The sequence below is a fragment of the Kosakonia beeri genome, assembly GCF_054165705.1.
In genome coordinates, this window is the sequence record NZ_CM135106.1 from 2329022 (window position 1) to 2350886 (window position 21865).

Here is a 21865-nt window from a genome sequence, read left to right on the forward strand (position 1 = left end):
TCGCCCGAAGAAGAACAACAAGGAACAGTTTCATGGGGACACGTTCTGGGCGCACACCTGTTGCGGCACTCAACATCATTGCGACCGGCAGCGCGTTGCCGGCGACTTGTATCACCTCGGATTCTCTGGACTGCCAGCTGGGTAAACCGGCGGGCTATGTGCGTCAACGTTCCGGTATTGAGCACCGTTTTCATGCCCGGCCTGATGAAAGCCAGGCAGAACTGGCCGCGCAGGCATTGCACAATGCGCTGGCGGCACAGGCTATTTCCCCATCCTCCATTGATCTGCTGATCAGCGCCAGTGCCATTGGCATCCAGGCGTTGCCCTGTAGCGCGGCGCACATTCTTAAAGCCGCGGCGATGCCTGCCGGTACCGCCGGATTTGATGTCAACAGCAGTTGCGTCAGTTTTATTACTGCACTGGACGTAGCGGCGGGACTGCTGGCGACCGGCAGCTACCGACGCATTGCGATTGTTGCGGCTGATTTGGCGTCCAGAGGGATCGACTGGCAGCATGAGGAATCTTCGTTGATCTTTGGCGACGGCGCAGCCTGTGCCATTGTTGAGCGTGGCGATGGACATAGCGGGGTGCTGGCCAGCCTGACGGAAGTCTACCCGGAAGGGAGCGAACTGTGCGAGATCCGCGCCGGTGGAACCCGGCGTAACCCACGATCGGGCATGCATGACAGCGATTTTCTGTTTCATATGCAGGGGAAACCGCTGTTTCGCTTTGCTTCCGCGCGAATTGAAGGCTTTTTCACCCGTCTGCTGAACAAGAGCGGGTTGACGCTGGCTGACATAGCAACAGTGGTGCCGCATCAGGCCAGCCATCTGTCGCTGGAACATATGCGCAAGCGGCTGGCGGTGCCGGACAGGATATTAATTGATATTTATCGCCATCACGGCAACCAGGTCGCGGCGTCGATCCCGACCGCACTGCACCACGCCTTCAGCAGCGGAAAGGTGCGTTCTGGAGAGCCGGTGTTGTTGATAGGAACAGCGGCAGGGTTAACCCTGTCTGGTATGGTGTTGCTGCCGTGAGGGTGCTGGTCACGGGCGCAACCAGTGGGCTTGGCCGCAATGCGGCACAGTGGCTACTGGAGCAGGGGCATCAGGTGATAGCCACCGGGCGCAATCGCGAAGCGGGCGCGGTGTTGACCGCGTTGGGGGCGTCGTTTATGCCGCTGGATCTCGCGACCGCCAGTGTGGCGCAGTGCCTGCCATTAATGAAACACTGCGACGCGGTATGGCACTGCGCGGCCAAATCCTCGCCCTGGGGCAACCGTGCATCATTTTATCAGGCTAATGTGCGGGCAACCCAAACGCTTGCCGGGGCTGCGGGGCAGCTCGCTGTTCCGCGCTTTGTGCATATTTCGACGCCAGCAATCTACTTTGATTTTCGCCATCATTACGATGTGCCTGAAACTTACCTGGCACGCCAGTTTGCCAGCCATTACGCCCGTTCCAAATATGCTGCGGAGCTGGCAATTCAGGCCGCGGTTGCCAGCCACCCGCAAACAACATTTGTGATGCTGCGCCCGCGAGGCTTGTTTGGTCCGCACGATCAGGTCATTGTCCCGCGCCTGTTGCAGCAACTGCAACGAGATGGCGGTGTACTGCGTCTGCCGCGTGGTGGTGAAGCGCTGCTGGACTTAACCTTTGTGCACAATGTGGTGCATGCAATGACACTGGCGACGCAGAACCTCGCCGTGCGATCCGGGGATGTCTTTAATATTACCAATCACCAACCCCAGCGGCTGGCAGCGATGCTTGATGCCCTGTTTCATCAGCAGCTTGGCCTCAATTATCGGATTAAATCGGTGCCGTGGCCGCTGTTATCGCTGGTGGCTCACGGCATGTCGCTGGTCGGCGCTTGTCGCGGTAAAGAGCCACCGATCACCCGCTACAGTGCAGGAACGGTCTGCTTTGATATGACGCTGAGCGCCACCAAAGCAGAGCAGGTTCTCGGTTATCAACCGCAATTTTCGCTGGCAGACGGTATTGCCCTGACTGGAGAGTGGATAAGGACGAATGGCAAAAATCACCGGCTTTGAAGTGGGCTATTGCACGCATTTGGGCTGCATGGCGCTGAAAGGCGCAGGCTTTCGTGTCTGCAAGTTTCCCTCTCGCGCCTGGTTACTGGAAGTCGGCGAACGGTGCTGGCTTTGGGACACGGGGTATGCCTCATGGTTTGAGCAGTACAGCCGGGAAGGGGTGTTTAACGTCTATCGCCAGTTGACGCCGGTTTATTTCGACGAAAAGCAGTCGCTCGCGCAGCAACTGCTCGCGCAAGGGCTGGTGGGCCGCGATATCGACGGCATTATTTTGTCGCATTTTCATGCCGACCATGTCGCCGGGCTGCGGGATTTTCCGGGTGTGGCCAGCATCTGTTCCGGTGAAGGCTGGCAGCAGGTGAGAACGCTGCGTGGCTTTGCGGCGCTGCGTCAGGCTTTTATTCCGGGCTTGATCCCAGAAACATTTGAGTCAACGGTACAGTTTATTGAGCACTTCCCGACCCTGACACTGCCCGCTGCGCTGGCACCTTTCGGGCAGGGATACGCGCTGCCGGGTAGCGACGGGCAAATCATCCTTGTGCCGTTACCGGGTCATGCTGCGGGGCATATCGGCGCGTTTGTGTTGACCGATAATGGCTGGACATTGCTGGCGGCGGATGCGGCCTGGTCTCCCGTCAGTTACCAGACACTGCGCGGGCCTTCGCAGCTGGCAAACCTGGTGCTAAGCGATACGAGGGCGTATTACCACACGCTGACGCAGCTTAACCAGCTCTGGCAGCGGGGTGAGGTAGAGATCCTGTTGTGTCATGAGGGCGATATATGAATCTGGCTGGCTTGTTAGGGCGCTATTTTCTGATTCGCCGCCGCCGTTTTCTCTCCCGTGCCAGCCTGGAAGCCTGGCAGGCAAAAAGAATGGCGGCTTTTCGCCATCGGGTTCTGGTTAATAGCCCCTGGTTTAAACCCTGGCTTGATAAGCCGTTTACCGAATGGCCATTGATGGACAAAGCGCTGATGATGACCCACTTTGATGCGATGAACACAGCGGGGTTGCGGCGTGATGAACTGCTGGCCTGCGCGCTGGAAAGCGAACACAGCCGGGATTTTTCGCCAACCGTCGGCCGTTTCAGTGTCGGATTATCGTCAGGCACCTCGGGTCAGCGCGGTTTATTTGTCGTCAGCCCGCAAGAGCGTCAAATCTGGGCAGCCGGGGTGCTGGCGAAATCCCTCCCGGACGGATTATTCGCCCGCGAGCGGGTGGCACTCTTTTTACGTGCCGATAACCAGCTTTACCAGAGCGTAAATAGCCGCTGGCTGACGCTTGAGTTCTACGATCTGTTGCAGCCTTTCGCACAACAGATTGCCCGCCTGCAGCAGCAATCTCCGACGTTGATCGTGGCGCCGGCGCAGGTGCTGCGTGCCATTGCGCTGGCCGTCAGAGCGGGCGATCTGGCCCTGAAGGTGAAAAAAGTGATTTCTGTTGCCGAGGTCCTCGAACCGCAGGATCGCGCTTTGTTGCGAGACATTTTTTGCGAGGTGGGTGAAATCTATCAGGCGACGGAGGGCTTCCTGGCTGCGACCTGCGCCCATGGCACACTGCATCTCAATGAGGAATTTGTGCACATTGAACCGCAATGGATCGATGAACGCCGCTTTGTGCCGGTGATCACCGACTTCACCCGGCGTACTCAGCCCATCGTGCGATATCGTCTGGATGATGTACTCACTGTTCGGGATACCCCCTGTCCTTGCGGAAGTGTCACGCGGGCGATTGCACACATTGAAGGGCGGCATGATGATCAACTGCTGCTGTCTGATGAACGTGGGCGCTGGCGACCGGTCTTTGCCGATGCCTGTAGTCGCGTTCTGGCGCAGGCATTACCGCTGGAGGCGGATTATCGTCTTGTACAGACCGGAGCGGCACAGATCCACCTCACTGCAACCTGTGATGCCGGCGTGCTGGTTTCCTGCCGGGATGCACTCATCAACTGGATGGCAGGCGAGGGCGTCGCGACAGAAACATTGCGCTGGACGCTATCTGCTGGACCCATAGACGGTCTCTTTACCCATAAGCGGCGGCGCATTATCCGTCAGTGGAACGGGGTATGAAGATCCTTATCACGGGTGCGTCCGGCTTTATCGGCGGTCGGTTACTGTCTTATCTTGCGGATATTCCAAATGTGGCGGTACGCGGTGTGGGTCGCCGACCGCTGCCACACTCCCCGCACTACCGTGCGCTGGCACTGGAGCGGCTCGACGAACTGGATTTTAGCCCGCAGGTGGTTATCCATGCGGCGGGGCGGCCTTCCCCCTGGGGTACGGCGCAGGACTATTACCGCGACAACGTCGAAACCACGCAGCAGGTTATCGCTTTTTGTCGCCGTAAGGGGTTGCCGCGCCTGATTTTACTCTCCAGTGCTGCTGTGTATTATCGCTTTGCGCATCAGTATGCGCTGCGAGAAGACACCCCTGTCGGACCGCCATTCACCAGTGAATATGGACGCAGCAAATATCTGGCCGAGCAGGTGCTGGCGGATTATGTCGGTGAAAAAACGGTACTCCGGCCTTGCGGCATTTTCGGTGCTGGGGACACGCTACTCTTCCCACCGTTAATCGCTGCTGCACGTAAGCGGCAACTGGTGCGTTTGCGCGCTGAAAATATCCCGGCGCGGACGGATTTGCTGCATGTGGATGTGTTATGCGACTACGTGTGGCGTGCTGCTAATCATGCCCCTTTACAACCTTGTTATAACCTTACGGCCAATGCATCCGTAGAGATAGAAACCCTGCTCGATGAGGTATTAACGCAGATGGCGTTACCCTTACCCCAGCGGACAATGGGCGTTGCCACAGCATTGCGTTTTGCCGGAGCGATGGAGCGCTTGTGGCGCTGGCTGCCGCTGCGTGGCGCGCCCCCCATCACCCGTTTTGGCGTGGGTGTTTTTGGCTATTCCGCAACGCTGGATGTAACACGGATGCTGGCCGATTTTGGTCCGCCTGGACGTACGTTTTCTGCGACGCTGTCGGCGTTTCTGCACCAACAGGAGAGACAAAAATGATGCTGATAGCGCTAAGCTGGCTGGCTATCCTGCTGTTTAAACTGGTTTTTGCTCTCCGCGTAATGCGCGAGCAAGCCACTGCTGCACAGGGAGAACTGCGCCGTCTGACGGTGGCGCAACCGATCCTCAGCGGCGATCCGGCACTGGAGTCGGTACTGGAGTCTGCGCTGATGGCACTCAGCGGTGCGCAGTTTATCTGGCTGATTGACGAGGATGATGCCGAAGCTGCCGCCATCACGGCGCGGATTGTGCAACGTCATCCTCAGTGTGCTGTGCGCATTATTGTGACGGCTGCGCCGCCGCAAGGGATAAATCCAAAACTCTTCAAGCTTGAGCGTGCGCGCGCAGTGGCGCAAACGGAGATCTTTCTGGTGCTGGATGATGATGCGCTGCTCAGCGCACGCTCAGCCAGTAAGATGATCGGCGAACTGCGTGACAACAGTCTGGTGACGGCATTGCCCTGGTACCGGCCTGCACATAACCTGCCTTCGCGCCTGCTGGCGCAGTTCGTCAATGACAATTCGCCGCTGACTTACTTGCCGTTGGTGCCTTTCTGCGCACCGCTCACCCTTAATGGTATGTGCTATATGCTGCCGCTGGCCCTGTTGCAACGGATTGGCGGGTTTGCGCCTATCGAGCGCCATCTGACGGATGATCTGGCGCTGGCGACCCATCTTACCCGGCAAGGAGGAGAGATTATTCAGTCTGCGGCGACCGTGCGGGTACAGACCAGTATTATCGATGTTGGCCACTACAACCGGCAAATGCACCGCTGGTTTCTGTTCGCCACCCTGTTGCTCCGCGAGAAAAGCGTGGCGACGAGACTGGCGATTTTCCTGTTGCAGGGGCTGCATCCATTGCTAATGTGGGCAATGGTCATACTGGCACTGACTGGCCTGACGCCTGCGCTGGTGCTGGCGGCGGTCCTGCTAATACGCCACCTCGCTTTGCGTTGGATACAACGACAGGTTGCTGTAGAGATCACACCGCATCCGTTGTTGTCGCTACTTTCGGAATTGTTACAACCGCTTCATCTGTTACATGCCCTGTGCAATCGAACGATTACCTGGCGCACCCGCCGTTACCGGATCTACAGCAATGAGCGTTTCACCTCCCTATGAGCAGAGCGCGTTTACAGTACGTTTTTATTACGGGCAGGAGTCGTTGGGGAAACTGGGCGCTGAGTCCACAACAACAGGCCTTCATGCATGCGATCAGTGATGAGGCGCAGCATTGCGTTGCGCGTAACTTCCCCTGGTTGCCACAGCAGGAATCCTGGCGCCAGACGGGGATCGTGCGGGCCAGCGTCAGTAATATGCTGGAGTACCTGGCATCGCGGCACGCACGCTTTGCCCGCCGTTACCGTGAGGCGGCCTTAGAGATGCTGGCCGGTGCCGATCAGACCATAGTACTGGCGGGAAGTTGCGGACTGGAACTGTTTAATAATCTGCATTTACCTGCTGAAGTGATGCCGCGCATCGCGATTTTTGCATATGGCCCGGTCGCACGGCAGCGACCGGGGTGCCGCCATGTGTTAGTACAAGGGCGCACAGATTATATTTCACGTTGCTGGTTTCCCACGCCAGACAAACAGATAGAGAGTAGCCATATGCATTACCTGACTCAGCCGGAACTACCGGCGTTATGCCGTGCCTTTGTGGCCGATATTCACGTGCGGGGCCGCTAAATGGAACGTTTGCTGGCTTTGATCCCCCCGGGCGTAATCCATATCGATCTGTTGGCGCCGCCGTTTGCCGGACATTTACATCCGGTCCTGGCAATGGGCAGGGCGTTGTCGACACATTATCAGGTGCGCATTATTAGTACCGAAGGGGCCAGAACCCGTATTGAAGCCGCAGGGCTGACAGCGTTGCTGCTCCCCGGCGATTATGACTCTCCTTTGACCGCAGTGGTGAACCCGCGTTATGCCGTGAAGTCAAACCCGCAGCGCCTCTACCGGCAGTTTAAGCGGGTAGTGGGGTTGCTAAAAAACTTCGCCGATGAACTGACGGGCGTCTGGCAGCAACAGGGTAAACCGGATTTAGCGATTGCAGATTTCACCCTGCCGGTGGTGGGTGAAGTATGCCGTCGCCTTGCTGTCCCCTGGTGGACCAGCATGCCATCACCCTGCGTGATGGATACGCCTGATGGTGTACCAGCGTATTGCGGCGGGTTGCTACCGCCGGTCAATGCGTTACAGCGCTTTACGCAGACGTTACATCGTCACAAAGTGCGCGGATTTAAACGACTACTCTTCAGGCTGTTCCGCCAGACCATCCGCCAGACGGGAATTTCTTCCCTCTACCGGCAGGATGGCAGTGAAAATGCCTACTCGGCGGAGTGCATTCTGGCACTGGGGGAGGCGTGGTTCGAATTCCCGCGAAGCTGGCCTGCCGCAGTCAGGTTTATTGGCCCGGCGCTTTATACGCCACCGCTACCGACTGCTGCACCCCCCTTTGTTGCCGGAAAGCGTCATGTACTGGTGACATTAGGCACCCATCTGGACTGGCATAAAGAGGCTGTCGTGCAGGCCGTGCAGCAACTGGCACAGACGATGCCTGACTGGGTGTTCCACTTCACGGATGGCGATATGGCTGCGGGCGGTGTGACCGGGCAGAAAAACGTTGTACGCTTGCCGTGGGTCGATTATGACTGCTGGCTTGCGCATTATGATGCCGTTATCCACCATGGCGGCGCAGGCATTCTGTGGCACTGCCTGCAACGTGCGATCCCCTCGCTGGTTTACCCGGTGGATTATGACCAGTTTGATCATGCTGCACGTCTTCAGCATTGTGGGAAAGGCATCTGGCTACGGGGAGGCGTGCAGTCAATTGCCGGCGCGAAATCAGCATTGCAGAGGGTGGTGGAGCGGAAAGGGAAGTAAACTGGCCCGGAACGGATGGCAACGTTCACTCGCTGTCGCTCGGGTCGAACCTTAATCGAAGCTTCTCATCCTTCCCCGTTGGGTGAAGTCTGAAGATTCTGGGTTGATGAGTCAGTATCGGATTTTATGAAGTGATGGTGGTGGGGGAAGGATTACTCGTCGCTTCGCTCCTCGCCCTTCGGGCCGTTGCCTGCGGCAACGTTCACTCGCTGTCGCTCGGGTCGAACCTTAATCGAAGCTTCTCATCCTTCCCCGGTGGGTGAAGTCTGAAAATTCTGAGTTGATGAGTCAGCATGGGATTTTATGAAGTGATGGTGGTGGGGGAAGGATTACTCGTCGCTTCGCTCCTCGCCCTTCGGGCCGTTGCCTGCGGCAACGTTCACTCGATGTCGCTCGGGTCGAACCTTAATCGAAGCTTCTCATCCTTCCCCGTTGGGTGAAGTCTGAAGATTCTGAGTTGATGAGTCAGCATGGGATTTTATGAAGTGATGGTAGTGGGGGAAGGATTACTCGTCGCTTCGCTCCTCGCCCTTCGGGCCGTTGCCTGCGGCAACGTTCACTCGATGTCGCTCGGGTCGAACCTTAATCGAAGCTTCTCATCCTTCCCCGTTGGGTGAAGTCTGAAAATTCTGAGTTGATGAGTCAGCATGGGATTTTATGAAGTGATGGTGGTGGGGGAAGGATTCGAACCTTCGAAGTCGATGACGGCAGATTTACAGTCTGCTCCCTTTGGCCGCTCGGGAACCCCACCTGGGGCAATACATATTGTGATGAGAATGGTGGTGGGGGAAGGATTCGAACCTTCGAAGTCGATGACGGCAGATTTACAGTCTGCTCCCTTTGGCCGCTCGGGAACCCCACCACGGGGTAAAGCTAATATTACTGGCCTGCTCCCTTCTCGGGAAGCGCGGCGCATAATAACAAATGACGCGCCGCTGTAAAGCACTCAATAAATAAAAACGAATTACTTGTCTGCTTTTTGCACGTAATGCTGCAAAGGCAAGCAATTCAATTTATTACTGATTACAGAATAATCGTCCGGTTACCGTAAACAAATACCCGCTGTGCAAGCACCTGATACAGCGCGCGGCTCAACACGTTTTTCTCCACATCGCGCCCGGCACGCATCATGTCTTCCGCGGTGTAGGTGTGATCCACATGAATAACATCCTGCATAATGATCGGGCCTTCATCCAGATTGTCATTCACATAGTGAGCCGTTGCGCCAATGATCTTCACACCGCGCTCATAGGCCTGATGATAAGGACGCGCACCAATAAAGGCCGGCAGGAACGAATGGTGAATATTGATGATCTTATTCGGGAAGCGGGAGACAAATTCCGGTGTCAGCACTCGCATATATTTGGCCAGTACAACATAATCCGGCTGATGCGCTTCAATAGCCTGTACCATCAAACGATCATGTGCTTCACGCGTCAGGCCTTCATGACTTACCAGTTCAAACGGAATATCGAAACGCTCGACCAGCGAACGCAGCGTGTCGTGGTTGCCAATCACAGCCGCGATTTCGACATCCAGCCCGCCGTAGTTGGCTTTCATCAGCAAATCGCCAAGGCAGTGTGCCTCTTTGGTGACCAGAATAACCACGCGACGACGACCAGCAGGATTCAGCTCGCGAATCGATCCTTCCGGCAGCGCGCTGTCGAGATCCGCCAGCAGTGTGCCATCGTTAAAAATACCTTCCAGTTCGGTGCGCATGAAGAAACGACCGGTACGATGATCAACAAACTCATTGTTTTGCACGATGTTCAATTCATGCTTGTAACAAATGTTGGTGATACGGGCGATAAGCCCTTTTTGGTCAGGGCAGATAGTGCGCAGAACTTTACGTTGTAATGAATGCATTGCCGGGTAAATCCTGTTGATGATGTTTGCTATGCGTTGCTGTTTGCCTTACTGGCCGCAACACTTTTTAAATTTTTTACCTGATCCGCAAGGGCAGAGATCGTTACGACCGAGCTGCGGGCGCGTTCCATCGATATAGTACCACTTGCCGTTCTCCTTTAAGAAACGGGAACGTTCAATAATTGCGCCTGCTTGACCTTGTTCGCTAAACCGTGCCACAAAACTGACATAACCTTCATTACCCTTTTCGCCGTAAGCATGCTCAAATAGGGTCAGGCCGAGCCACGTTGTTTGCGGAAAATTAGCCTCAAGCTGGTGGCGAAAAGCTTCCGCTCCACAAGAAGGGTGCCAGGTGTTGATGAGATAATCTGCCTGATGTAACACGAAAGCGGTGTAGCGCGAACGCATAAGGTGGCTGGGTTCAGGAGGGAGCTGAGCGCCAGACAGATAAGGCTGGCAACATAGGCTATACTCCAGAGCGCTACCGCAAGGACAAGATTGAGACAAAATAGCATTCCTGGAACAAAAATAACGGCGCTGTTGCGCCAGGGTAGCAATATGTTAACTGAGCCGTAGCGCTGTGGCTACAGTAAGCCGGGGGAAGTGAAACACGCGTAATGAGAACAGTAAAGATTGGTCTGGCGCTCGGTTCCGGAGCGGCCAGAGGGTGGTCGCATATCGGCGTGATTAATGCGTTACAACGCGCAGGTATCGAAATTGACATTGTCGCGGGTTGTTCTATTGGCTCACTGGTCGGCGCGGCGTATGCCTGTGACCGATTGCCGGCACTGGAAAAATGGGTGCGTTCTTTTCGATACTGGGACGTGCTGCGTCTGATGGATGTTTCCTGGCAACGCGGTGGGTTATTGCGCGGTGAACGCGTGTTCAACCACTATCGTGCAGTGTTGCCGTATGCTGATTTTAGTCACTGCCAGAAGAAATTTGGCGCGGTCGCCACCAACCTGAGCACTGGGCGGGAGTTGTGGTTCACCGAAGGGGATTTGCACCACGCTGTGCGGGCCTCTTGCAGTATGCCAGGCTTGATGGCACCCGTCGCGCATAATGGGTACTGGCTGGTGGATGGCGCGGTCGTTAATCCTGTCCCTGTCTCGCTCACCCGCGCCCTGGGGGCGGATGTGGTGATTGCAGTCGATTTGCAGCATGATGCGCACCTTATGCAACAAGACCTGCTCTCGGTGAATCTGCCAAAAGGTGAGAGTGATACTGAGGGCCGTGCAGTGTTACGCTGGCATCAGCGCCTGCGTGAACGCCTCGGGCGGACGGCACCTAAACGTCCGGTCACGCCCACGGCTATGGAAATCATGAGTACGTCAATTCAGGTTCTCGAAAACCGCTTAAAACGCAACCGCATGGCAGGCGACCCGCCAGATATTCTGCTGCAGCCTATCTGTCCGCAAATCTCGACACTGGATTTTCATCGTGCCGATGCAGCGATTGCAGCCGGGCATTTGGCAGTCGAAAAAAAATTAGACGAGTTGTTACCACTGGCGCGACCCGTAGTGTGATGACGTATTTTCGTAGAGTTCAGCAAATTCTGACAGGCGAGTATCGACGAAGCATGCCACTATTGATCTATCGTCAGGCAGGGGAGATGACATGACGCAGCCGTTGGCCGGAAAACAGATATTGATAGTCGAAGACGAGCCCGTTTTCCGCTCGCTGCTGGACTCTTGGCTGTTATCACTTGGAGCCAGCACCTTGCTGGCGGAGGATGGTGTTGAAGCTCTGGCCCGTATGGGAGCCGTAACGCCTGATCTCATTATTTGTGATTTGGCCATGCCGCGCATGAACGGCCTGGCGTTAATTGAACATTTGCGCAATCGCGGAAATCAAACGCCGATTCTGGTCATCTCAGCAACCGAAAACATGGCGGATATTGCGAAAGCGTTGCGCCTGGGTGTGCAGGATGTGGTGCTTAAGCCGGTGAAAGATTTTCTCCGCTTAAAGGAAACGGTATTTGCCTGCCTTTATCCCAATATGTTTAATTCCCGTGTTGAAGAAGAAGAGCGCCTGTTCCAGGATTGGGATGCGCTGGTATGTAATCCACAGGCTGCAGCGAAACTCCTGCAGGAATTACAACCACCGGTTCAGCAGGTTATTTCGAATTGTCGGGTAAATTATCGCCAATTAGTCTCGGCTGACAGACCCGGCTTAGTTCTCGATATCGCGCCTATCTCCGGTCAGGATTTGGCTTTTTATTGCCTCGACGTTACCCGGGCGGGCAATAACGGTGTGTTAGCCGCATTGCTGCTACGTGCATTATTTAATGGGTTGTTACAAGAACAGTTAGCTCATCAACGGCAGCGCTTGCCGGAAATGGGCGCGTTGCTTAAGCAGGTCAATCAATTACTGCGTCAGGCCAATTTGCCCGGGCAGTTTCCTTTATTGGTGGGTTATTACCACAGTGAGCTTAAGAATTTGATATTAGTTTCAGCCGGTCTTAACGCAACATTAAACACTGGCGAACATCAAATTCAAATCAGTAATGGTGTTCCTCTCGGCACATTAGGCAATACTTATCTCAATCAATTAAGTCAGCGCTGTGACTCGTGGCAGTGCCAGGTGTGGGGCGCGGGCGGGCGGCTGCGCTTAATGTTGAGTGCGGAATGAGCGATTGAATCAGACTTTGTAGATTGCTTTACCTGTACGATAAAACGAGTGGTACTATCGCCGCAGATTATGCGTATTAATCCTAATTAGTTGTAAGCGCGTCCTTTTCAGACCTGGCCGTTGGGATGGTGCTGATATACTCAGACGCGAGTTAATTCATGAACATGTTCAAAGCATGAACAGTCCAGGAGATTTTCAATGGCTGCAATAAATTCGAAAGTGACTAAAGCAGTAATCCCGGTAGCGGGGTTGGGAACGAGGATGTTACCAGCGACCAAGGCAATTCCTAAAGAAATGTTGCCGCTGGTTGATAAGCCATTAATTCAGTATGTGGTGAATGAATGTATCGCGGCAGGTATCACTGAAATCGTTCTGGTTACCCATTCATCCAAAAACTCTATCGAAAACCATTTCGATACCAGCTTCGAGCTTGAAGCTATGCTGGAAAAACGCGTTAAGCGTCAGTTGCTGGAAGAAGTTCAGTCTATTTGTCCACCGCATGTGACGATCATGCAGGTGCGTCAGGGGCTGGCAAAAGGTCTTGGTCACGCTGTACTGTGTGCACATCCGGTGGTTGGGAATGAACCCGTAGCGGTGATCCTGCCGGACGTCATCCTTGATGAATACGAATCAGACCTGTCACAGGACAACCTGGCAGAGATGATTAAACGCTTCGATGAAACGGGCGCGAGCCAAATCATGGTCGAGCCGGTTGATGATGTGACCGCGTACGGTGTTGTTGACTGCAAAGGCGCTACGCTGAATCCGGGCGATAGCGTACCGATGGTTGGTGTTGTGGAGAAACCCAAGGCCAATGCTGCGCCGTCAAACCTGGCGGTGGTAGGGCGTTATGTCCTGAGTGCTGAAATCTGGCCTCTGCTGGCAAAAACCCCTCCGGGAGCAGGCGATGAAATTCAGCTGACCGATGCGATTGATATGCTGATCGAGAAAGAGACAGTTGAAGCCTACCACATGAAAGGCAAAAGCCATGACTGCGGTAATAAACTCGGCTATATGCGCGCTTTCGTAGAATACGGTATCCGCCACAATACGCTGGGTACAGAATTTAAAGCCTGGCTGGAAGAGACAGTAGGCGTCGGGAAAGCATAATTAATCCCTTTGCAGCAAAGGGAATTAAGCCGGAGAGAATAGCGCTGTTGCGCTGATTATCTCCGGCTTTTTTATTTCTAAACGTTGCGGTAAGAAACATAACACCGTCCCGCATGAACAGGCAGACGCCGCAAAACAATGGCATTTCAGACGAAGGCATAAACAATAAGCGTGACGGATTGAAATAACATTGCTGAATAGCAATATATTGTGAAGATATTGTGGAGTGCGTCAAAAAAAATCCCGCCAGCGGCGGGATTTTTCAAATCGCAGAAGAATTACTCGGCGAGAAGGAAATCTTCCAGTTTCTTGCCTTTTTCTTCGATAGCTTTTTTGATAACAGCCGGCGTGCGACCCTGACCTGTCCAGGTTCTTGATTCGCCGTTTTCATCAACGTAAGCATATTTAGCAGGGCGTGCAGCACGTTTAGCTTTCGTGCCGGTTTTAGCGGCTACCATGCTGTTCAGCAGTTCGTTCGGGTCAATACCGTCAGCAATCAGCATTTCACGATATTGTTGCAGTTTACGCGTACGCTCTTCAACTTCAGCTGCAGCAGCGCTTTCTTCCTCGCGGCGCTCATTTACCACAACTTCTAATTTTTCCAGCATTTCTTCGAGCGTTTCGAGAGTGCATTCTCTTGCCTGCGCACGAAGAGTACGGATGTTGTTCAGAATTTTAAGTGCTTCGCTCATTGTAGTAATCTCAAACTTATATTGGGGTGGTTTGTTGAGCTAATAATAGAGCGTTAATTTTGCCAGTGCAATAGCTGGTAATGTAAGGAATTCAAAAATCCCCCTTAATTAAGCCCGTTAAAAATAACGCTAACTAAAATTTTACTTGAAGAAACGCACAAAAAAGCACTTATAGCACTGGCTTCTATGTTGTTGTCGTCGTTTCTTTAGGTGTGAATTGTGATTAATCTTAACGGGTTTATAGTCGCGATGGATAAATATCGACCTTGTTTATTCCGTATAGTGAATGCACAAAGCAGATCAAATCATTAATAATTTCTGGATGATATGGTTTGTGAAACCCGATTTAAATCCTTGGTAAGATTATGAATTCGCTGGGCTGTTTCTCTGGCAGTAACAATAGCGCGGATTAACAATTGCTATATCTGTGAGCAAAGTAGCAGTAAGGGATTTAGTCTGACAAACGCTCTGCCATCCGGTTTGCCCGATAAAATATGGTACAATCGCCGCAAGTAATATCACACTTTGATTGGGGTTTTGCGCACGATGGCACAACTTTATTTCTACTATTCAGCGATGAATGCAGGGAAATCTACGGCTTTACTACAATCCTCTTACAATTACCAGGAAAGAGGTATGCGCACAGTGGTCTACACGGCGGAAATTGACGATCGTTTCGGCGCCGGAAAAGTAAGTTCCCGTATTGGATTATCCTCACCGGCGCGTTTGTTTAATCAACAATCCGCATTATTCGAGGAAATCAGCGCGGAACATAAGCGCGAAGCTGTCCATTGCGTGCTGGTTGATGAGTGTCAGTTTTTAACGCGTGAACAGGTTTATGCGTTATCAGAAGTTGTCGATCAGTTAGATATTCCGGTGCTGTGTTATGGGTTGCGTACCGATTTTCGCGGAGAATTATTCGTTGGCAGCCAGTATTTACTCGCATGGTCGGACAAACTGGTCGAGCTGAAAACCATTTGCTTCTGTGGACGTAAAGCCAGCATGGTACTGCGCCTGGATCAGAGCGGGCGGCCATATAATGAAGGCGAGCAGGTCGTGATTGGCGGCAATGAGCGTTATGTTTCGGTCTGCCGTAAGCATTATAAAGAAGCGCTTGTAGAGGGCTCTCTCACCGCGATTCAGGCGCGGGTCAGAGGTAAGTAAAAGCAACGCGTTAGTGTGTGTGGAAGGTGTTTTGCTCAAATAAAAAACCCGCCAGAGTCGGCGGGTTTTTTAATCAGGCTGAACAATTAAGCCGTTTTCTTCGCTTTCTTGTCAGCTTTTACTGGCGCTTCCACTTTAACAGCAGCAGCGGCAGGTTCACCTTCTTTGTACTCACGACCATAGAACGTATCCAGCAGGATCTGTTTCAATTCGGAGATCAGCGGATAACGTGGGTTGGCACCGGTACACTGGTCATCAAACGCATCTTCAGACAATTTGTCCACGTTGGCCAGGAAGTCAGCTTCCTGAACGCCCGCTTCACGAATTGACTTCGGAATACCCAGTTCAGCTTTAATGCTTTCCAGCCATGCCAGCAGTTTCTCGATTTTCGCTGCGGTACGGTCACCTGGGGCACTCAGACCGAGATGATCGGCAATTTCTGCGTAACGGCGGCGTGCCTGCGGACGGTCATACTGGCTGAACGCAGTCTGTTTGGTCGGGTTATCATTCGCGTTGTAGCGAATAACGTTACAGATCAGCAGGGCGTTGGCCAGACCGTGCGGAATATGGAACTGTGAACCCAGTTTGTGAGCCATTGAGTGACACACGCCGAGGAAGGCGTTAGCAAACGCAATACCGGCGATAGTAGCGGCACTGTGAACGCGTTCACGGGCAACCGGGTTTTTCGAACCTTCGTTGTAAGAAGCTGGCAGGTTTTCTTTCAACAGTTTCAGCGCCTGCAGCGCCTGACCATCAGAGAACTCAGAGGCCAGGACAGAAACATATGCTTCCAGCGCGTGGGTTACCGCATCCAGACCGCCGAAGGCGCAGAGGGATTTAGGCATATCCATGACCAGGTTGGCGTCAACAATCGCCATATCCGGAGTCAGCGCGTAGTCAGCCAGCGGGTATTTCTGCCCGGTCGCATCGTCAGTTACCACGGCGAACGGGGTAACTTCAGAACCGGTACCAGAGGTGGTGGTGATGGCGACCATTTTCGCTTTCACGCCCATTTTCGGGAACTTATAGATACGTTTACGGATATCCATAAAGCGCAGCGCCAGTTCTTCAAAATGAGTTTCTGGATGTTCGTACATCACCCACATGATTTTGGCTGCATCCATCGGGGAACCGCCACCGAGCGCGATGATCACGTCTGGTTTAAAGGAGTTCGCCAGTTCAGCGCCTTTACGAACGATAGTCAGCGTCGGGTCAGCTTCAACTTCGAAGAATACTTCTGTTTCCACGCCAGCGGCTTTCAGTACAGAGGTGATCTGGTCTGCATAGCCGTTGTTAAACAGGAAACGGTCAGTCACGATAAGCGCGCGTTTGTGACCATCGGTAATCACTTCATCCAGCGCGATTGGCAGTGAGCCACGGCGGAAGTAGATAGATTTCGGAAGTTTGTGCCACAACATGTTTTCAGCTCGCTTAGCAACGGTTTTTTTGTTGATCAGATGTTTCGGACCAACGTTTTCAGAGATGGAGTTACCACCCCAGGAACCACAACCCAGAGTCAGGGAAGGCGCGAGTTTGAAGTTATACAGGTCACCGATACCACCCTGAGATGCTGGGGTGTTAATCAGGATACGTGCCGTTTTCATCTTCTGGCCGAAGTGAGCAACACGTTCCGGTTGGTTATCCTGATCGGTGTACAGGCAGGATGTATGGCCGATACCGCCCATCGCTACCAGTTTTTCTGCTTTTTCTACCGCGTCTTCGAAATCTTTCGCACGGTACATTGCCAGCGTCGGGGAGAGTTTTTCGTGAGCAAAAGGTTCGCTTTCGTCGACGAGTTGCACTTCACCAATCAGGATCTTAGTAGTGACCGGAACAGTGAAGCCCGCCAGTTCAGCGATTTTATACGCCGGTTGACCTACGATAGCGGCATTCAGCGCGCCATTTTTCAGGATAATATCCTGTACGGCTTTCAGCTCTTTACCCTGCAGCAAATAGCCGCCATGGCTGGCAAAGCGTTCGCGTACAGCGTCATAGACGGAGTCAACAACCACAACGGACTGTTCAGATGCACAGATAACGCCGTTATCGAAGGTTTTTGACATCAGAACCGATGCAACGGCACGTTTGATATCGGCGGTTTCGTCGATAACCACAGGCGTGTTACCCGCACCAACACCAATTGCCGGTTTACCTGAGCTGTAAGCCGCTTTAACCATACCTGGACCGCCGGTGGCGAGGATCAGGTTAATATCCGGATGGTGCATCAGCGCGTTAGACAGCTCAACAGACGGTTGGTCAATCCAGCCGATCAGATCTTTCGGTGCGCCAGCAGCAATAGCCGCCTGCAGGACGATATCAGCCGCTTTGTTAGTTGCATCTTTCGCACGAGGATGTGGAGAGAAAATGATGGCGTTACGGGTCTTCAGGCTGATAAGAGATTTGAAGATAGCAGTAGAAGTAGGGTTAGTCGTCGGAACGATACCGCAGATGATGCCGATAGGTTCAGCGATAGTGATAGTACCAAACGTGTCATCTTCCGACAGCACACCGCACGTTTTCTCATCTTTATAGGCGTTGTAGATATACTCAGAAGCAAAATGGTTTTTGATCACTTTATCTTCTACGATACCCATACCGGATTCGGCAACGGCCATTTTAGCGAGGGGGATTCGAGCATCTGCGGCAGCCAGGGCGGCGGCACGGAAGATCTTATCTACTTGCTCTTGAGTAAAGTTGGCATATTCACGCTGGGCTTTCTTCACGCGTTCAACGAGTGCGTTAAGTTCAGCGACATTAGTAACAGCCATAATGCTCTCCTGATAATGTTAAACTCTTTTAGTAAACCAGCTGTCCAATAGGTGAGTATAGACAGACCGGCTGCAGGTTGCGTAAATCTCAGAAAAACAAATAATTAACGCCTGACCACATGCCACTGATTTACTGAAAGAGCCTCAACGCGGCTTCGCTTTTTTTACTTTCTTTAGGTGAACTCAGATTACCTGGTTATGAGTAGTCTTTGCGTGATCTACGTCAAGTTTTAGCGAAGCTGACTCCTTTCAGCAGTGCTATTTTTGGGCGTTTGTAGCATATGTTAATGGCATCTGACTAAACGCTCTCTAAGATTATCACAATTAGTACAATTGAATAACATGTTGTATTGGTGCCATTTTTATCTGGGGAGTGGTGAACAAACACGAGAAAACGCGTATCGTTTGCATGGATTATTTTGTCATCCCTCCTTCAAAGAAAGCAGGGCGGCGTTGCGGAGCATACTGTGGTTCATACAATGTTTGATTTTCCTACTTACTTTAAGTTTTTTATTGGTCTGTTTGCGCTGGTGAATCCGGTGGGTATCATTCCCGTCTTTATTAGTATGACCAGCTATCAAAGTGCGGGTGCGCGAAACAAAACTAACCTGACGGCAAATCTCTCGGTCGCTATCATCCTCTGGACATCGCTGTTTCTTGGCGATGCGATTTTGCAACTCTTCGGCATCTCTATTGATTCTTTCCGTATTGCTGGCGGGATCCTGGTGGTTACAATCGCTATGTCGATGATCAGCGGGAAATTAGGTGAAGACAAACAGAACAAACAGGAGCAGTCAGAAACGGCTATTCGCGAAAGCATTGGCGTCGTTCCTTTAGCCTTACCATTAATGGCCGGGCCAGGGGCGATCAGTTCAACGATTGTGTGGGGGACGCGTTATCACAAAGTGGAATACCTGCTGGGTTTTTCGATCGCGATTGCCCTGTTTGCGTTTTGCTCGTGGGGATTGTTTCGCATCGCTCCCTGGCTGGTGCGTTTGTTAGGCCAAACGGGTATTAACGTCATCACGCGTATTATGGGGTTGCTGTTAATGGCGTTAGGCATTGAGTTTATTGTTGCAGGGGTGAAATCGATCTTCCCCGGCTTGCTGAACTGATTCACCTTCTTTTAATAAGCCTGTTAGAGTAATCGAACTGTATTTATTTATATATCGACTTAATTAAGCCGGGCTAAAATCACTGTTAAACAAACAGCATAATCAGTAAAACATATGATTAATACGCAAAAGGTCATTTAGCATAATAATTTACACTAATTAAAAAAATGATTATTTATCATAGGGCTACATTTTCTCCTTCGTGGGGGTGAATAATTTGTGTTCAGTGCTGCCTGTTATTTTCTTCACATCATACTATTGGGCTTGCCGTAACATAATCGAAATGATATTAGTACTTTCAATCTTCTGGCAGTTGAATGTGCTAAAAAGTAGTCAATTGTTGATTTTTTGTGCAAAACTGCACGGTGTCGACAAAAACGCGTTACATGGTCGTAGTGCGCATCTATCTGATTGAAAATCATAGATAAAAAATTCACAGGGAGGCTGTGCAGACAGTTCTCCGCAGCTCATGCTGCGCTGCAAAAGAGAAATGGTTAACAAATTTGCAAAATGTATTGGCGGCAGCAGAAGGCATTTGTTATTTTCCGCCTTTATCTTAATGAGCCTTATAATTCGCAGAATATACAGTACAAATGAGAATCGTTTTCAAAAGCGGCGGTTCTCTCCAGCATGAAGACATGCCTCGACAGGGGAGGCGTGTAAAAGAATCGACGCAAGATTGCCGTTTGAGCGATCCGTAATAAAAAAGTCGGTGATAGCAGCAGTGAAAAAAGATGTCTGATAGCGCCAAAAGCTCCTGCGCTCTTCAGACCCCCATAGGGGATGAAACAGGCTGGCCTAAACGCCAGTAATTATAATGAGTGGAGTATCAACACAATGTCCATCATCACAAAAAAAAGTCTGGTCGCAGCAGGCGTTCTGGCTGCGCTAATTACCGGTAGCGCAGCAATGGCTGCTGATGTCCCAGCAGGTGTTCAGCTTGCGGAAAAGCAAACGCTGGTTCGCAACAACGGCTCTGAAGTTCAATCTCTTGACCCGCATAAAATCGAAGGTGTGCCGGAATCCAACATCAACCGCGATCTGTTTGAAGGTCTACTGATCTCTGATGTTGAAGGCCATCCGACTGCGGGTGTGGCAGAAAAGTGGGAAAACAAAGATTTCAAAGTCTGGACATTCCATCTGCGTAAAGATGCAAAATGGTCAGACGGCTCTCCGGTGACCGCCCAGGATTTCGTTTACAGCTGGCAGCGTCTTGCGGATCCGAAAACCGCCTCTCCGTATGCAAGTTATCTGCAATATGGGCATATCGCTAATATTGATGATGTTATCGCTGGCAAAAAACCAGTTACCGACCTGGGTGTGAAAGCCATTGATGACAATACTTTCGAAGTAACCCTGAGCGAACCGGTTCCTTATTTCTACAAATTGCTGGTTCACCCGTCCGTTTCTGCTGTACCTAAAGCCACCATCGAAAAATTCGGCGAAAAATGGACGCAGCCAGCAAATATCGTGACCAACGGTGCTTATAAACTGAAAGACTGGGTGGTTAACGAACGCATTGTGCTCGAACGTAATACCAATTATTGGGATAACAAAAAAACCGTTATCGACCAGGTTACTTACCTGCCAATCTCTTCTGAAGTAACAGATGTTAACCGCTACCGCAGCGGCGAAATCGACATGACCTATAACAACATGCCGATCGAACTGTTCCAGAAGCTGAAAAAAGAGATCCCGAAAGAAGTTCACGTTGACCCGTATCTGTGTACTTACTACTACGAAATCAACAACCAAAAAGCCCCGTTCACAGATGTTCGTGTGCGTACCGCACTGAAACTGGCGCTGGATCGTGACATCATCGTTAATAAAGTGAAAAACCAGGGTGACCTGCCGGCATACAGCTATACGCCGCCGTACACTGATGGTGCAAAACTCACTGAACCGGCATGGTTCAAAATGACGCAGGAACAACGTAACGCTGAAGCGAAAAAATTGCTGGCGGAAGCGGGCTACACCGCTGATAAACCGTTGTCCTTCAGCCTGTTGTATAACACGTCAGACCTGCACAAAAAACTGGCTATCGCTGTGGCTTCCATCTGGAAGAAAAACCTCGGCGCAGACGTGAAGCTGGAAAACCAGGAGTGGAAAACCTTCCTCGACACGCGTCATCAAGGCACCTTTGATGTGGCGCGTGCGGGCTGGTGTGCGGACTATAACGAGCCGACATCCTTCCTGAACACCATGCTCTCCGACAGCTCCAACAACACCGCGCATTACAAGAGCCCGGCGTTTGATAAGCTGATTGGCGATACGCTGAAAGTCACGGATGAATCGCAGCGCGCAGACCTTTATTCCAAAGCTGAACAGCAGTTGGATAAAGACTCGGCGATCGTTCCGGTTTACTACTATGTGAACGCCCGTCTGGTGAAACCGTGGGTCGGTGGTTACACCGGTAAAGACCCGATGGATAATATCTACGTTAAAAACTTATATATTATCAAGCATTAATGGCAATGAGTGGGGCCGGGTAATCTGGCCCCACAGTGTCTTATCTTTATCGCACCAGAACACATCGTATTCAGGCATTATGAACGCCGCCTGCAA

18 protein-coding genes, 2 tRNA genes and 3 other RNA genes are annotated in these 21865 nt (G+C 52.1%); 14 read left to right on the forward strand and 9 right to left on the reverse strand.

Features of this window, described 5'->3' with window-relative positions:
• The first annotated feature begins 32 nt into the window (after positions 1–32).
• The 8 genes from ACUY4S_RS11150 to ACUY4S_RS11185 all read left to right on the forward strand — a co-directional run bounded on the left by ACUY4S_RS11150 (position 33) and on the right by ACUY4S_RS11185 (position 7954).
• Positions 33–1040: a 3-oxoacyl-[acyl-carrier-protein] synthase III C-terminal domain-containing protein gene (locus ACUY4S_RS11150; RefSeq protein ID WP_458021852.1), complete on the forward strand. Its 1008-nt coding sequence runs from the start codon at positions 33–35 to the stop codon at positions 1038–1040.
• Positions 1037–2053: an NAD-dependent epimerase/dehydratase family protein gene (locus tag ACUY4S_RS11155; protein ID WP_458021851.1), complete on the forward strand. Its 1017-nt coding sequence runs from the start codon at positions 1037–1039 to the stop codon at positions 2051–2053. Before ACUY4S_RS11150 ends, ACUY4S_RS11155 begins: the two co-directional genes overlap by 4 nt.
• On the forward strand, positions 2031–2837 hold the full coding sequence (locus ACUY4S_RS11160) for an MBL fold metallo-hydrolase (protein WP_458021850.1): 807 nt from the start codon (positions 2031–2033) through the stop codon (positions 2835–2837). The genes ACUY4S_RS11155 and ACUY4S_RS11160 overlap by 23 nt, the downstream gene beginning before the upstream one ends.
• Positions 2834–4120 carry a F390 synthetase-related protein gene (locus ACUY4S_RS11165; protein ID WP_458021849.1) on the forward strand — a complete coding sequence of 429 codons (1287 nt, stop codon included), beginning with the start codon at positions 2834–2836 and terminating at the stop codon, positions 4118–4120. The genes ACUY4S_RS11160 and ACUY4S_RS11165 overlap by 4 nt, the downstream gene beginning before the upstream one ends.
• Entirely contained in the window at positions 4117–5070 is a 954-nt protein-coding gene (locus tag ACUY4S_RS11170) for an NAD-dependent epimerase/dehydratase family protein (protein WP_458021848.1), read from the forward strand. The genes ACUY4S_RS11165 and ACUY4S_RS11170 overlap by 4 nt, the downstream gene beginning before the upstream one ends.
• Positions 5067–6191, forward strand: coding sequence for a glycosyltransferase family 2 protein (locus tag ACUY4S_RS11175; RefSeq protein WP_458021847.1), 1125 nt, complete (start codon positions 5067–5069; stop codon positions 6189–6191). The genes ACUY4S_RS11170 and ACUY4S_RS11175 overlap by 4 nt, the downstream gene beginning before the upstream one ends.
• Before the next feature lie 83 nt (positions 6192–6274).
• On the forward strand, positions 6275–6757 hold the full coding sequence (locus ACUY4S_RS11180; RefSeq protein ID WP_312689497.1) for a hypothetical protein: 483 nt from the start codon (positions 6275–6277) through the stop codon (positions 6755–6757).
• Positions 6758–7954, forward strand: coding sequence for a nucleotide disphospho-sugar-binding domain-containing protein (locus tag ACUY4S_RS11185; RefSeq protein WP_312689499.1), 1197 nt, complete (start codon positions 6758–6760; stop codon positions 7952–7954).
• Positions 7955–8089: 135 nt separating this feature from the next.
• Here the strand turns inward: ACUY4S_RS11185 and ACUY4S_RS11190 are convergent.
• The 7 genes from ACUY4S_RS11190 to ACUY4S_RS11220 form a co-directional block, all read right to left on the reverse strand.
• A non-coding RNA gene (locus ACUY4S_RS11190) (RtT sRNA) lies at positions 8090–8221 on the reverse strand.
• Positions 8222–8266: 45 nt separating this feature from the next.
• Positions 8267–8398: non-coding RNA, RtT sRNA (locus ACUY4S_RS11195), on the reverse strand.
• 45 nt (positions 8399–8443) lie between these two features.
• A non-coding RNA gene (locus ACUY4S_RS11200) (RtT sRNA) lies at positions 8444–8575 on the reverse strand.
• 45 nt (positions 8576–8620) lie between these two features.
• A tRNA-Tyr gene (locus tag ACUY4S_RS11205) sits at positions 8621–8705 on the reverse strand.
• Positions 8706–8731: 26 nt separating this feature from the next.
• A tRNA-Tyr gene (locus ACUY4S_RS11210) sits at positions 8732–8816 on the reverse strand.
• 161 nt (positions 8817–8977) lie between these two features.
• Positions 8978–9820, reverse strand: a complete 843-nt coding sequence (purU, locus tag ACUY4S_RS11215; RefSeq protein ID WP_312686777.1) for a formyltetrahydrofolate deformylase — start codon at positions 9818–9820, stop codon at positions 8978–8980.
• Between the two features lie 48 nt (positions 9821–9868).
• Complete coding sequence (locus tag ACUY4S_RS11220) at positions 9869–10327, reverse strand: YchJ family protein (protein ID WP_458023137.1); 459 nt, start codon at positions 10325–10327, stop codon at positions 9869–9871.
• Between the two features lie 110 nt (positions 10328–10437).
• Here ACUY4S_RS11220 and rssA point away from each other — a divergent pair, with 110 nt between their 5' ends.
• From rssA to galU, 3 genes are all read left to right on the forward strand, one after another.
• The gene (gene rssA / locus ACUY4S_RS11225; RefSeq protein WP_458023136.1) at positions 10438–11346 is read left to right on the forward strand and encodes a patatin-like phospholipase RssA; all 909 of its coding nucleotides are present in this window, start codon (positions 10438–10440) and stop codon (positions 11344–11346) included.
• A gap of 91 nt (positions 11347–11437) precedes the next feature.
• Positions 11438–12451: a two-component system response regulator RssB gene (gene rssB, locus ACUY4S_RS11230; protein WP_312686772.1), complete on the forward strand. Its 1014-nt coding sequence runs from the start codon at positions 11438–11440 to the stop codon at positions 12449–12451.
• Positions 12452–12649: 198 nt separating this feature from the next.
• Positions 12650–13561: a UTP--glucose-1-phosphate uridylyltransferase GalU gene (gene galU / locus ACUY4S_RS11235; protein WP_458023135.1), complete on the forward strand. Its 912-nt coding sequence runs from the start codon at positions 12650–12652 to the stop codon at positions 13559–13561.
• 278 nt (positions 13562–13839) lie between these two features.
• On the opposite strand, the gene hns is transcribed toward galU, so the two are convergent.
• Entirely contained in the window at positions 13840–14253 is a 414-nt protein-coding gene (gene hns, locus ACUY4S_RS11240) for a histone-like nucleoid-structuring protein H-NS (RefSeq protein WP_312686767.1), read from the reverse strand.
• Positions 14254–14799: 546 nt separating this feature from the next.
• Here hns and tdk point away from each other — a divergent pair.
• Positions 14800–15417 (forward strand): thymidine kinase, encoded by a 618-nt coding sequence (gene tdk / locus ACUY4S_RS11245; protein ID WP_312686765.1) that lies wholly within the window; start codon positions 14800–14802, stop codon positions 15415–15417.
• 86 nt (positions 15418–15503) lie between these two features.
• Here tdk and adhE read toward each other — a convergent pair whose 3' ends face one another.
• Positions 15504–18185 carry a bifunctional acetaldehyde-CoA/alcohol dehydrogenase gene (gene adhE / locus ACUY4S_RS11250; protein ID WP_312686763.1) on the reverse strand — a complete coding sequence of 894 codons (2682 nt, stop codon included), beginning with the start codon at positions 18183–18185 and terminating at the stop codon, positions 15504–15506.
• Between the two features lie 467 nt (positions 18186–18652).
• On the opposite strand from adhE, the gene ACUY4S_RS11255 reads away from it, so the two are divergent.
• Together ACUY4S_RS11255 and oppA are read left to right on the forward strand one after the other, a co-directional pair.
• A complete protein-coding gene (locus tag ACUY4S_RS11255; RefSeq protein WP_312686761.1) occupies positions 18653–19300 on the forward strand; it encodes a YchE family NAAT transporter in 648 nt (215 codons plus the stop codon).
• An 837-nt stretch (positions 19301–20137) separates the two neighbouring features.
• Complete coding sequence (gene oppA / locus ACUY4S_RS11260) at positions 20138–21769, forward strand: oligopeptide ABC transporter substrate-binding protein OppA (protein WP_312686759.1); 1632 nt, start codon at positions 20138–20140, stop codon at positions 21767–21769.
• The last annotated feature ends 96 nt before the right edge of the window (positions 21770–21865 follow it).

Bases quoted from the DNA above. Each gene is read 5' to 3' on its own strand.
- ACUY4S_RS11150 (WP_458021852.1), top strand. From the start codon at position 33: ATGGGGACACGTTCTGGGCGCACACCTGTTGCGGCACTCAACATCATT.
- ACUY4S_RS11160 (WP_458021850.1), top strand. From the start codon at position 2,031: ATGGCAAAAATCACCGGCTTTGAAGTGGGCTATTGCACGCATTTGGGC.
- ACUY4S_RS11165 (WP_458021849.1), top strand. From the start codon at position 2,834: ATGAATCTGGCTGGCTTGTTAGGGCGCTATTTTCTGATTCGCCGCCGC.
- ACUY4S_RS11170 (WP_458021848.1), top strand. From the start codon at position 4,117: ATGAAGATCCTTATCACGGGTGCGTCCGGCTTTATCGGCGGTCGGTTA.
- ACUY4S_RS11175 (WP_458021847.1), top strand. From the start codon at position 5,067: ATGATGCTGATAGCGCTAAGCTGGCTGGCTATCCTGCTGTTTAAACTG.
- ACUY4S_RS11180 (WP_312689497.1), top strand. From the start codon at position 6,275: ATGCATGCGATCAGTGATGAGGCGCAGCATTGCGTTGCGCGTAACTTC.
- ACUY4S_RS11185 (WP_312689499.1), top strand. From the start codon at position 6,758: ATGGAACGTTTGCTGGCTTTGATCCCCCCGGGCGTAATCCATATCGAT.
- purU (WP_312686777.1), bottom strand. From the start codon at position 9,820: ATGCATTCATTACAACGTAAAGTTCTGCGCACTATCTGCCCTGACCAA.
- rssA (WP_458023136.1), top strand. From the start codon at position 10,438: ATGAGAACAGTAAAGATTGGTCTGGCGCTCGGTTCCGGAGCGGCCAGA.
- rssB (WP_312686772.1), top strand. From the start codon at position 11,438: ATGACGCAGCCGTTGGCCGGAAAACAGATATTGATAGTCGAAGACGAG.
- galU (WP_458023135.1), top strand. From the start codon at position 12,650: ATGGCTGCAATAAATTCGAAAGTGACTAAAGCAGTAATCCCGGTAGCG.
- hns (WP_312686767.1), bottom strand. From the start codon at position 14,253: ATGAGCGAAGCACTTAAAATTCTGAACAACATCCGTACTCTTCGTGCG.
- tdk (WP_312686765.1), top strand. From the start codon at position 14,800: ATGGCACAACTTTATTTCTACTATTCAGCGATGAATGCAGGGAAATCT.
- adhE (WP_312686763.1), bottom strand. From the start codon at position 18,185: ATGGCTGTTACTAATGTCGCTGAACTTAACGCACTCGTTGAACGCGTG.
- oppA (WP_312686759.1), top strand. From the start codon at position 20,138: ATGTCCATCATCACAAAAAAAAGTCTGGTCGCAGCAGGCGTTCTGGCT.